The 11,726-nt window shown below is 54.3% G+C and carries 9 protein-coding genes; all 9 read right to left on the bottom strand.

Features of this window, described 5'->3' with window-relative positions; translation table 11 throughout:
* Positions 1 to 471: 471 nt before the first annotated feature.
* The gene (locus tag Q0F21_RS02730) at positions 472 to 1,794 is read right to left on the bottom strand and encodes an ABC transporter permease (protein ID WP_297237159.1); all 1,323 of its coding nucleotides are present in this window, start codon (positions 1,792 to 1,794) and stop codon (positions 472 to 474) included.
* Positions 1,787 to 2,770 (bottom strand): ATP-binding cassette domain-containing protein, encoded by a 984-nt coding sequence (locus tag Q0F21_RS02735; RefSeq protein ID WP_297237161.1) that lies wholly within the window; start codon positions 2,768 to 2,770, stop codon positions 1,787 to 1,789. Before Q0F21_RS02735 ends, Q0F21_RS02730 begins: the two co-directional genes overlap by 8 nt.
* A gap of 17 nt (positions 2,771 to 2,787) precedes the next feature.
* Entirely contained in the window at positions 2,788 to 4,821 is a 2,034-nt protein-coding gene (gene dnaG / locus Q0F21_RS02740) for a DNA primase (protein ID WP_297237164.1), read from the bottom strand.
* A gap of 29 nt (positions 4,822 to 4,850) precedes the next feature.
* Entirely contained in the window at positions 4,851 to 5,924 is a 1,074-nt protein-coding gene (locus Q0F21_RS02745; protein WP_297237166.1) for a metallophosphoesterase, read from the bottom strand.
* 2 nt (positions 5,925 to 5,926) lie between these two features.
* The gene (locus tag Q0F21_RS02750; RefSeq protein WP_297237168.1) at positions 5,927 to 7,315 is read right to left on the bottom strand and encodes an MATE family efflux transporter; all 1,389 of its coding nucleotides are present in this window, start codon (positions 7,313 to 7,315) and stop codon (positions 5,927 to 5,929) included.
* Between the two features lie 46 nt (positions 7,316 to 7,361).
* Positions 7,362 to 8,078, bottom strand: coding sequence for a Crp/Fnr family transcriptional regulator (locus tag Q0F21_RS02755; RefSeq protein WP_297237170.1), 717 nt, complete (start codon positions 8,076 to 8,078; stop codon positions 7,362 to 7,364).
* A 24-nt stretch (positions 8,079 to 8,102) separates the two neighbouring features.
* Complete coding sequence (locus Q0F21_RS02760) at positions 8,103 to 9,146, bottom strand: NAD(P)H-dependent glycerol-3-phosphate dehydrogenase (RefSeq protein ID WP_297237172.1); 1,044 nt, start codon at positions 9,144 to 9,146, stop codon at positions 8,103 to 8,105.
* A 2-nt stretch (positions 9,147 to 9,148) separates the two neighbouring features.
* A complete protein-coding gene (lysS, locus tag Q0F21_RS02765) occupies positions 9,149 to 10,699 on the bottom strand; it encodes a lysine--tRNA ligase (RefSeq protein ID WP_297237174.1) in 1,551 nt (516 codons plus the stop codon).
* A gap of 121 nt (positions 10,700 to 10,820) precedes the next feature.
* On the bottom strand, positions 10,821 to 11,726 hold a 906-nt coding region (locus Q0F21_RS02770), incomplete at its 5' end, for an outer membrane beta-barrel protein (RefSeq protein ID WP_297237176.1).

The following is an 11,726-nucleotide window of genomic DNA, read 5'->3' on the forward strand; positions in this document are numbered from 1 at the left end:
GAGGGTACACGTACCGTCAGCACCCCGTCCTCCCACTTGATCGGCTTGATCGGCTCAAACCACATATGGTAGTCCTGAGGTGAGTGAAGACTGGTCCTGACGTTACTTAGGAAGTTATCCCAAGCATTGATAAGTGTACTGCTAATCATGATGCTCTAAAATTTCTCCGACCTTGATGCAACTCTGTCCGGGAGATCAGATAGATCCGGGGCTAAAATAAGGACTCCTCCCACTGTACCCAGTGAGGAGAAGGCCTTATCTGGATGCCTTGCAATGCAAAGGTTATGAAACCTGTCGAAACAAAAAAAGTCGCTTTCTCTTGCTTTTTCCGATCCCTATAGGTCTCAACCCCTTAGACGTAGTGCTCTATGAGCTAGGATATTACATTCCCATTACATCGGTAAGGGTTTGGTTGTTAGCTACCTAAAGATTGGCTTAGCGAATAGTTAACGCTGGTTAATGATCGAGTGGTCACTCGTACTTGATCCAGCGCCATAGGTCTTTCATACCGGGTTTCTTGCCGTACATCAGCATCCCTACGCGGAAGATCTTGGCTGCAAACCAGACAAAGAAGCAGGTGAAAGCAATCATGATCGACAGCGAGAGCCAGACCTGCCAGGCGGGGGGATTGAAGGGTAGACGAACCATCATGACATTGGGTGCCATGAAGGGTATGAAAGAGGTAATGAGGGAGATGTTGGTATTGGGGTTCTCTGCCGAGTAGAAGCCGAAGATGAATCCGAAGAGCAGCAGGATAGTGATCGGAAGGGTGATCTGATTGACGCCCTCCTCTGCATCGGTCACTGCTCCGGAGGCTGCGTAGAGTGCAGCGAAGGAGACGTATGAGGTGATGAAGTAGCAGAGGAAGCAGAGGATGATCTGCCCGTAATTGATATTAGCCAGTGCCTCCAGCCCTCCCGCCAGCTCGGCATCGTAGCCTCCCTCCTGTGCGGCCATGACGGCGTCCTTGAATTGGTTCATATCGAAGGTCACCGAACTCAGCAGGACCGACTGCAGTACGACGAAGATGATGACGAAGAAGAGTCCCCACATCAGCAGCTGAGTAAGTCCTACGAGCCCGATGCCCACGATCTTTGCCCAGAGTAGGGTGGTGGGCTTGACGCTCGTCGCGAGGATCTCCATGATCCTATTCTTCTTCTCCACTCGGACGCTCTCCATCACCATCGATCCGTACATGATGACAAAGAAATAGAGGGCAAAATTGAATATCTGCCCCGTGATCATCCCCACAGTCGCCGAGGCGGCCACTTCGTCTCCGTCGGAGCTCCACTGGACGGTTGAGATATTGACTGAGACCTTGGAGTCAGCGATGATCTTGTCCAGCTCGGGGATCTCGTAGGAGGCGATCTTCTCGTGCTGTAGCTCCTTAGAGAGCGTCTCGGAGAGATTCTTCTCCAGAGCAGGAGGGATCGTGGAGGTGGAGTAGATTGTGATAGCTCGTGGGTCCTTGAGGAGATCCTTTGTGATGACCACGACTGCGTAAAGGCTGTCAGAGGAGAGCGCTTCGCTCTTGTACTCCGATATGTTGTTTGCGCCATTCATAAAGTGGAAGCCCTCCGCCTCGCCTGCCTTGATTGCATCGTAATACTTGCCGGTCTGGTCCACGATGATCACCTCCTTGTCACTGGTATCCTTCGCAAAGACTCCGAGCAGAGCCGGCACGGCTCCCAGTAGTATCATTAGGATAGGGGTGAGGAAGGTCATGATGATGAATGACTTCTTCCCTACGATGGTCATATACTCCTTCCGGAGTACGATGAGGAAATTATTCATGGCTCTCTTCGATCTCTCTTTGCTTATCCGTAATACTCTGCAGCTCTGTCGGGGCGCCGCTCTTCTTCACCACGTCGATGAATATGTCATTCATACTCGGTATGATCTCCTCGTAGCTGACCACCTCTCCGATGGGACCAAAGGTTGCCAGCAGCTCGCGCGAGCTCATCCCGGGGGTATTCTCGATCACCAGCGTGTGCTGACCATACAGGTTGGTCTCGTCAGTGCGGAAGACAAATTTCTCTTTCACCTCCTCGGGGAGCTCAATCTCGGAGTCGTAGACGATCCGGTAGAGATTTCCTCTATAGTCGTTACGCACCTCGTGGATGTCCCCATCAAGGACCACATGCGAGCGATTGATGAGCGTGATATTGTCGCACAGCTCCTCCACGCTGTACATGTCGTGGGTGGAGAAGATGATCGAGTGTCCCTCATCTCTCAGGCGAAGCATCTCCCGCTTCAGGATTTCCGCATTGATCGGGTCGAAGCCGCTAAACGGCTCATCGAAGATCAGCAGATCCGGCTGGTGGATAATGGTGCAGACGAATTGAACCTTCTGTGCCATACCCTTACTCAGCTCGCCCACCTTCTTATCCCACCAATCGATGATGTCCAGTCGCTCGAACCACATGCGCAGTCTCTTCTCAGCCTCCTTGCGCTCCAGCCCCTTGAGCTGGGCAAAGTAGAGAGCTTGCTTGCCCACCTTCATCTTAGGGTAAAGTCCTCGCTCCTCCGGGAGGTAGCCAATGTGTGTCAGATCCTTGCTGGTGAAGGGATGTCCTGCAAAGGTGATCTCCCCCTCGTCCGGCACGGTCAGGCGGGTTAGCACGCGGATGAGGGTAGTCTTCCCGGCACCATTAGGTCCAAGAAGACCATGGATCTTACCACGCTCAACTCTCAGACTGGCGTGATCCAGAGCTCGATGTGCGGAGAAATCCTTGACGATGTCTCTCGCCTCAAGTAAGTAGTTTTCCATCTATATATGCGTTATTTCTAATGTTGTCTTGGCTGAAGCTTAAGGGTCGGTGTGAGGATGCGATCCCCCAGCATTCGACTCATATCTACCTTCATCTGGTTTAGGTTCGCCAGCTCGGCGAGTAGTTCTCTTGACCTCTCATCCAGAGCTTCGTCACCCTCCTGATGATCCATCGGTATGGTCTGTAGTTGCTGCAGCAGATCAGAGATCTGGCGGAGGACAAAGTCGTACTTATAGCTCAAGATCGTCCTCATGACCCGACTGACCACCTCTGACGGTGTGGATGCCTCGCTGACGTAAGCGGAGTGCATCTCGCTCAGCTCCTCCTCATTCATCAGCAGATCTGCCACCGTGTGCAGGATCACCGGATCCTCGTGCCAGGAGAGGTTCTTGGCAATGTCTGGATTGGGTTCCTCCTCATAGAGGCGCTCCACCTCATCGAGTATGGTGCAGAAGTGTGTGGTCAGGGTACCATTCTCCCTCAGGTCCCTCGTCTCCTTCTGCACTACCTGGATCAGGCTACAGCCATGCCTTCCCGGCTCTATCTCGTAGTCGGGTATCTCCATGAGCCCGTTCTTCATGATTTCGCCCAGCAGCGTGATCTCGAAAGGATTGAGTCTTTCGTCAGGCTGGCTGGTCTGCTCCTTAGGTACCGTTGGGTTGGGAGCAGTCGCCTCTTCCTCTCGCTTCTGTTGCTCCTGGCGGCGCTGTGTGTTTTGCCACTCCCGTCGGATGGTATTCCTCTGTTGCTGCTGCAGCTTCTGGATCCGCTCCAGCAGGTGCTCCGGCTCGACACCCAGTCGGGGAGCCATATCCTTGACGTAGATGTCCAGGATCAGCTTATCCTGGATGTGCGCCATCGACTCCGCCAGTACAGCTACTGTATCTGCTATGCCCTGAGGGGTGTCAGTCCCGTTATGCTCCGAGAGGACTCGGGCATTGAAGCGCAGGCTGTCCTCCTCATGCTCACTGATGTACTGCTCGATCTCTTCTGCTGTGTGGGTCTTGGCAAAGGAGTCCGGATCCTCCCCCTCCGGTAGCAAGACCGTATGGAGGCTCATCCCTCTCTCCAGCCCCACGTCCAGTCCCCTCATGGCTGCCTTGATGCCGGCAGCGTCGGAGTCGAAGATGAAAGTGAGATTGGAAGTAAAGCGCTTGATCTTCTGCACCTGTTGAGTCGTGAGGGCAGTCCCTGAGCTGGCCACCACATTGGTGATCCCCCGCTGGTGCATGGACAGCACATCCATATAGCCCTCCACAACAATGCACTTGTCCTTCTTCGCGATCGCCTGCTTGGCGAAGTAGAGTCCGTAGAGCTCGCGGCTCTTGTCGTAGATCGAGGAGGCGGGCGAATTGATGTACTTCCCCGTATTCTCCTTCTTGACTAAGATCCTGCCTCCGAAGCCTACGATCGAACCGCTGATCGAGTGAATGGGGTAGATGACACGGTCCCGGTACCGGTCGATGTACTGTCCGTCATCAGTCCGGAAGAGGAGCCCGACCTGCTCTAAGGCATCGGCGGAGACGCCCTTCTCCTTTGCTAATGAGTAGAGGAAGTGACGATCCCTCGGCGAGTATCCGAGCTCAAATCGCTTGATCGTCTCATCACTTAGATCACGGTCGCGGAAGTACTTCAGACCGACGAGGCGCCCCTCGTTGCCGTTGTGCAGTTCGTTGACAAAGGCATCTCTTGCAAAGGCATTGGCAGACAGTAGCTTGTCCCGCTCTGTGCGCGCCTCCTTCTCCTCCTCACTGAGCTGCGTCTCAATGACCGGTATACCATACTTCTTCCCGAGGTACTTAATGGCATCGGGGAAATTGAGGTGGAGGTACTTCTCCAGGAAGGATACCGGCGTACCTCCCACGCCGCAAGCGAAGCACTTGCAGATGTTCTTGGTCGTGGAGACGTTGAATGATGGTCTTGAGTCGTCATGGAAAGGACACAGACCGATGTAATCCTTGCCATGCTTCTTCAGCGCCACGAAGTCCCCCACCACGTCGACGATGTCGGCGCGATCCATGATGCGGTCAATGGTATTACGGTCTATCATACGGTGATCTCAGGCGTAAAGTTACACATTTACCGACTTAGATAGAGGTCGATGACGACGATCTCGGACCTGGACCCGATACGGAGACGTGAGGTGGAGGCGCCGTAGCCGGAGGAGATGATGAGCGTGCCGTCACCGGAGGAATGGCAGCCATAGTTGTGTCTGAAGAGGAGTGGCTGGAAAATCTGCATCGGGAAGATCTGACCAGCGTGCGTGTGTCCGGTGAGGGTAAGGTCTATCCCACTGACCTCCGGATCGCGCTCCCAGTGCTCGCGAGGTCGGTGCTGCAGCAATATCGTGGTCGCTCCATCCGGCACCTGATCCATCAGGTTACTGAGTGGTACTATGTCCTGATCCCAGGCTCTATAGTAGTCCCTTCCGATCAGATAGAGGTCCGGTCGGAGTCTCACCACGCTGTCACGAAGTAGGGTCCCGAGCGAAGAGATCCACTGTATATTCTCATCCAAGTCACCATAGTACTCATGGTTGCCGAGGATGAAGTAGAGCCCTGAGGTCCTCTCTCTTATGCGGGCAAAGTGGTCTGCCGTCGTAAGGGTGTCCACGTCGCTTAGATTTCTATCGATCAGGTCTCCTCCGATGAAGACATAGTCCGGCGAAGCTTGCTCGATCATCTGCTCCATCCTTGCAAGATGGTCCTCCCCGAAGAGGTCTCCCAAGTGGATGTCAGTTACGAGTGCTATCCGAATGCTGTCTGAGGGGTTCTCGCCGGGCACTGTGATGCGGTAGTGTGTGGTGATTGGCTCACCTACATTTCTTCTCCCTGCGATCATCACCGGTAGTATCAGCAATAAGCAGAGTAGGGCGGTCACGCGACCATAGCGGTACTTCGTGGCGCTGTCGAGGAGTATGAAGAGCGTAGCGAAGTAGACCTCTGCAATGAGCAGGTCAGTCACAAGCTCAGGTGACCTGCTACTGAGGAAGTATGCGGACAGGATGAGACCTATAGAGAGGATCGGGAGGGCGATTATGCTCCACTTTAGCACTTTACTGAGCAGCCGATCCTTAGGAGTTCGATGTCCGACATAGCAGTGGAGAGCATAACCTACTGCGATCTGGACGAGGACGAAGAAGATGTAGCGCATACTCAAGCGGACCGCTTGGATCGGCGATAGGGATGTGCCAGCTTACGGAAGTAGGTCGAGGTCATCGTGAGGCATAAGATCATCGACAGCACATCCGCCACCGGTAGGGCGGTCCATACTCCGGTGAGACCCATCACACGGGGAAGGATCGCCAGTGCTGGCACGAGGAAGATCAGCTGCCGTGAGAAGCTCAGCAGGAGAGCTCGAGCTGCCTTACCAAGGCTCTGGAAGAACTGGACTCCCGTAACCTGTATACCGACTGCCCACATGGCTGCCAGTTCGATCCTTAGCCCCACCTCGCAGACTGCGATCAGCTGAGGGTCTGACGTGAATGCTCGAGCTACGATCCCGGGCCATATGAGGGTAATGGAGGCACCGATGACACCGATGAGGAAATTCATTTTCCGCGCGATCCTAAAGGTGTCTCGCACTCTTCCGAGATTTCCCGCCCCATAGTTGTATCCAAGGATAGGCTGGGTCGCCTGAGAGATGCCGAACATAAACATCAGCGTCAGCATCGCCATACTCTGGATCACTCCATTGGCTGCTACCGCCAGATCCCCGCTGTAGAAGTCTATCGGTGAGGTCATCCCGTAGTCGTAGAGCAAGCGATTCTTGTAGATATTGACGATGCTCGCCATCAGGTGGGTCACGAAGGGCGCCACGCCGATGGAGATGATGGAGAGAGTGTAGCCCCAGTTGAACTTGAAGTTCCTTACCCTCAGCCGTACATTGGTGTCGGGTCGGGTAAAATGATGCAGCACCCAGATCATCCCTACAAACATACTGATCACGGTGGCGAGAGCAACACCTGCAATGCCCATGTGGAATACGAAGAGGAAGACCGGGTCGAGCACAAAGTTGAGTACAGCACCGATGAGCATCGTCTTCATCGCCTTCTTGGGGTACCCTGTTGCTCTCATCACCGCATTGTAGGAGTAGGTGATGTTGGCAAAGATATTCCCTGGCAGGACGATATTCAGGTAGTCGAGGGCATAGGGAAGGGAAGCCTCCGAGGCTCCAAACTGCATCAGAAGCGGTCGGGCAAAGATCATCAGCAGGACGATCACAAGGCTGCTGATGGTGAGAGACAGTAGGAAGGCGCTACCAAGCATTTTCTCCCCCTCCTCTCTCCTCTGCTGCCCGAGCAGTATGGAGATCCTGGAGGCGGCACCCATACCGACGAGGGTACCAACAGCCTGGGTCACGCCCATCACGGGCATGGTGACTGAGAGACCGGACAGGGCCAGGCTATTGACCCCCTGTGCAATATATATCCGGTCGACTACATTGTATAGGGTATTGACGACAGCCCCTATGACTGAGGGCCAAGCGTAAAATTGTAATAGTTTCTTGATCGGAGCAGTGCCGAGGATATCGGCATTCTCCATGTTAATTCTTTTCTCTTCTCTCTTCATTCATCCAATGTTTTGTCGTTCATCCGTGACGACTGACATCTACGAGGGCGGTCTCCTTCAGTATCTTTATCTCCTTTCCCTGTAGTGCTATCATCCCATCGTCCTCTAAGGAGCGTAGGACTCGGGTGGCATTGCTGGTGGTCATGTTGCTCAGACCGCCCAGCAGGCACCTGGTCAGTCTCACACGGAGCGTCTGTCCGTCCTCCTCTCGACCAAATAACTGATCCAGATAGAGCAGCGTGGAGGCCATTCTCCCCGGCATGCGACGGGTATTGAGCACGATCAGGCGCATATCCTTAGTGTGCAGAGCCCTGAGTGCTCGCGTCAGGAGCAACTTAGATGCTCGTGCGTTATTGTCTATCACCATCTCCACAATCTCAGCTGGGAGGGAGAGGACGAGGCACTTCGTGAGCGCCTTACAGATAAACCAGTCCTCCATGCCGGTAAGTAGGCGTGCAAGGCCCAGCACCTCCTTTCCGGTAAAGTGGATCGGTACTTCGCCATTGTAGAGATAGTAGGTCAGTGCTTGGCCATCAACCAACGTGATGACGCTCCTCTCTTCGCCCCGCACTGGCGGACTATAAGGGTAGATGCACTCCCCTTCCTCGCAGGTGTACACCCTGCTCCGCAGGATGATCACCTCCCGCTCCCGGTCGGTGAGACAGGCCCATAGCTCCGGGATCAGCTTGGAGATATGGGGGAATGGGATCCTCGGCTCAGAGGTATGATGCGACATAGTACTCCTGTCTCGGCCCTCGGCTCACTTCAGGAGCGGCTTTAGGTCCTTAAATGCCTGCTCAGGCTTGACATGCTCATAGAGTATGTCGTAGACCGCATCTGCAATCGGTATCTCTACACCATACCGCTTATTCACCTCGTGAATGCACTTCGTTCCATAAAAACCCTCTGCGATCATCTCCATCTCGAGCTGTGCCTCATAGACCCCATAGCCCTTACCTAAGTAGTTGCCGAAGGTCCTGTTGCGGCTGTATCGGGAGTAGGCGGTCACCAAGAGGTCACCTAAGTAGGCAGAGTCGTATACCTGCGGTCGACTCTCGGTGGCAGTGCGGATAAAGCGCTTGATCTCCCCGGTGGCGTTGCAGATAAGCACCGCCATGAAGTTGTCCCCCAGCTTCATCCCTTGGGTAATACCGGAAGCGATGGCGTAGACATTCTTCAGCACGCTGCTGTACTCGATACCTCTCACGTCGGTACTGATCACGGTGTGAACATAGGGTGCATGAAATAGCGGTGCCAGGCGCAGCGCCGTCCCCTTGTCCTCACAGCCGATCGTTAGGTAGCTGGTCCGATCTATCGCCACCTCCTCAGCGTGGGTGGGACCGGAGATGACGGCGATCTGGGACATCGGTATGCCAAATTCGCTGGACAGGAAGTCTGATACCAGCTGATAGCTATCGGGGATGATCCCCTTGACGGCATTGAGGAAGACTTTCCCCTTGTACTTCTCCGGCTCCACTTTCTGAAGTATGCCCTTGAGGTAGGGTGACGGGGTGCATAGGAGTAGGGTATCGCTCTCCTCGACCAGCTTTGTGAGGTCGCTGTAGAAGTGGATCTTGGAGGTGTCGAAGCTGACCGAAGTAAGGTAATTGGGGTTGTGCCCCTGCTTCTTGAAAGCCCGAATCTGGCTGCGGAACCTGAAGTACCAATTGAACTCCTGACCGGTCTCGTGCAGGATCTTGGCTAACGCTGTAGCCCAGCTCCCGCTACCGATAAGCCCGATCTTCGTCTTCGGTGTGGCGGAAGACTTAGGGTCGGTCGTACTCTTAGAGGGTGTCTCCTTCATACTCACTCGCTATCAGAGTCGGCTCCCTCCGCCTCTTCCTTAGGCTGGGAGATAGGCTTCATAGTGGGGAAGAGCAGCACTTCCTGGATGGTATCCTGCTCTGTCAGCAGCATCGCCAAGCGATCCATCCCGATCCCGAGACCACTCGTCGGGGGCATACCATACTCCAAGGCTCGGACAAAGTCTTGGTCGATAAACATCGCCTCGTCGTCCCCCTTCTCGGACAGCCTCAGCTGATCCTCAAAGCGCTCCAGCTGATCGATCGGGTCGTTGAGCTCAGTGTAGGCATTGGCAAGCTCGCTGCCATTAATCATCAGCTCAAAGCGCTCCGTAAGTCCGGGCTTGGTACGGTGCATCTTTGTCAGAGGAGACATCTCCACAGGGTAGTCGGTAATGAAGGTGGGCTGGATCAGGTGTTCCTCGCAGATCTCACCAAAGAGCTCATCGATCAGCTTGCCCTTACCGAAGGAGTCGTCTACCTCAATCCCGAGCTCCTTGCACTTGGCTCTAAGCTCATCCTCAGACTTGCCGGTAATGTCGTAGTCTCCATACTCTATGATGGCATCGGTCATGGTGAGTCGCCGATAGGGAGCCTTGAGGTCGATGGTCTTGCCATCCAGCTCCACGGTCGTCTTCCCATTGACCTGAAGTGCCGTATACTCGAGCAGCTGCTCGGTCATCTCCATCATCCAGTTGTAGTCCTTGTAGGCAACGTATACCTCCATCCCGGTAAACTCGGGATTGTGCGTGCGGTCCATTCCCTCGTTGCGGAAGTTCTTCCCAAACTCGTACACCGCATCGTACCCACCGACGATCAGTCTCTTGAGGAAGAGCTCATCCGCTATCCTCAGGTAGAGAGGAATGTCGAGGGCATTGTGATGGGTGATGAAAGGACGAGCCGATGCCCCGCCGGGAATCGTCTGCAGGATGGGTGTCTCCACCTCTAAGAAACCTCGACTATTGAAGAAGTCCCTGAAGGCGGTGTACATCTTCGTCCGCTTGATGAATATGTCTCTATTCTGCGGATTCACGATCAGGTCTACATAGCGCATGCGGTAGCGCTGCTCCGGATCGGTAAAGGCATCGTAGGTCTCCCCGTCCTTCATCTTCACGACCGGGAGAGGCCTGAGGGACTTGGAGAGCAGAGTAAGCTTCTGCACATGGACACTGATCTCCCCCATCTTGGTGCGGAAGACAAAGCCCTCCACCCCGATGATATCGCCAATGTCTAAGAGCTTCTTGAAGACCACATTATAGAGCGTCTTGTCCTCCTCAGGGGCTATGTCGTCGCGGGTAATGTAGAGCTGGATCCTGCCCTCGCTGTCCTGGATCTCAGCAAAGGAGGCCTTGCCCATGATCCGTCGGGACATGAGTCGCCCGGCTATCCTGACCTGTCGAGGCTGCTCCTCATCATCCGAGAAATGGTCCTTGATGTCCTGCGAGGTGGCATCCACCACATACTCCTCAGCGGGGTAGGGGTTGATCCCCAGGTCACGCAACTTCTGTAAGCTATCACGGCGCAGGAGCTCCTGCTCACTATATTGTCTCTCCATGTCTTTTCTGATGATGAGTTCTTAACTAATTAGAGTTCAAGTGTATTGGAACCATCTGTCTGGTACACTTATCTGCAAAGGTAACGCTTTTGTAGCCCACTATAAAAGCAGGACCCCATTCTTACATCATATGATAGTGCTGAGATCGATACCTCGATCTGTAGGAGCGGTCGGAAGAGTTGTCCGCAGTGGGGAGGGAATTGAACTTATAAGTAAAGGTCAGCATAACATACGATGTGACACCCTCGTAGAGCATATCGGTGATGGACTGTGCGGTCGATGTCCGGCGAAAGGTACTCCGCTGCCCCAGCAGATCCACTGCCTCCAGCTCCAGAGTCCCCCTCCGATCCTTGAGGAAGGAGTAGCCCAGGCTGAGGTCCCATATCCAGAGATTTCGCTTCACATCGTCGTGATACCCCCTGGCATCTCTGTAGGAGAGACGATGAGAGAGGCTGAGACCGAAGGGAGGCGTCCAGGTGGCTTCGCAAAAGAGTCTGTAGTCGAGAGTCTTTCGATCACTCTGGCGGGACACCGTATTCGTCAGGTGGTTGTAGTCCCCTGAGAAGCCCACCGTAGACTGCAGATACTCTCCCGACCAGGTAATCCTCTCGGAGAGATTGACGGTACTGCTGAGCGAGGTATTCAGCTCCCCATTCACATACCCCTTGCCTCTATTCCCCCCGAAGCGACCGTTGGTGAAGGAGGTCAGGCTCTTGGCCAAGGGTAGGCTCAGTGACCCTCCTGCACTTAAGGAGTAGACGCCATTCACGTTCTCGTAAGTGGTCCGGCTGATACCGGTCTCTCGGTCTAACTCGCGGCGGTTGATGATCGCATTATTCACAGTACCCAAGTAACCAAATATCTGCAGGTTCTGACGCTTCTCGCGACTTCCCATCGACCCGCGCATAAAAATCATATGCCTAAACGAGGGAAGCAGGTCCGGATTACCAGTCGTCTGAGAGAGTGGTGAGGTCTGTATGGTGACGGGGCTCAGCTGCTCCATAGAGGGCTGGCTGGTGCTCCCTCT

The sequence above is a fragment of the uncultured Porphyromonas sp. genome, from assembly GCF_934359325.1.
Classification (GTDB): Bacteria; Bacteroidota; Bacteroidia; order Bacteroidales; family Porphyromonadaceae; genus Porphyromonas_A.

What these genes read in the sequence shown, in the direction of transcription:
- Q0F21_RS02750 (WP_297237168.1), bottom strand. Translation starts at nt 7,315, where the DNA reads ATGGAGAATGCCGATATCCTCGGCACTGCTCCGATCAAGAAACTATTA.
- Q0F21_RS02730 (WP_297237159.1), bottom strand. Translation starts at nt 1,794, where the DNA reads ATGAATAATTTCCTCATCGTACTCCGGAAGGAGTATATGACCATCGTA.
- lysS (WP_297237174.1), bottom strand. Translation starts at nt 10,699, where the DNA reads ATGGAGAGACAATATAGTGAGCAGGAGCTCCTGCGCCGTGATAGCTTA.
- Q0F21_RS02755 (WP_297237170.1), bottom strand. Translation starts at nt 8,078, where the DNA reads ATGTCGCATCATACCTCTGAGCCGAGGATCCCATTCCCCCATATCTCC.
- Q0F21_RS02735 (WP_297237161.1), bottom strand. Translation starts at nt 2,770, where the DNA reads ATGGAAAACTACTTACTTGAGGCGAGAGACATCGTCAAGGATTTCTCC.
- Q0F21_RS02745 (WP_297237166.1), bottom strand. Translation starts at nt 5,924, where the DNA reads ATGCGCTACATCTTCTTCGTCCTCGTCCAGATCGCAGTAGGTTATGCT.
- dnaG (WP_297237164.1), bottom strand. Translation starts at nt 4,821, where the DNA reads ATGATAGACCGTAATACCATTGACCGCATCATGGATCGCGCCGACATC.
- Q0F21_RS02760 (WP_297237172.1), bottom strand. Translation starts at nt 9,146, where the DNA reads ATGAAGGAGACACCCTCTAAGAGTACGACCGACCCTAAGTCTTCCGCC.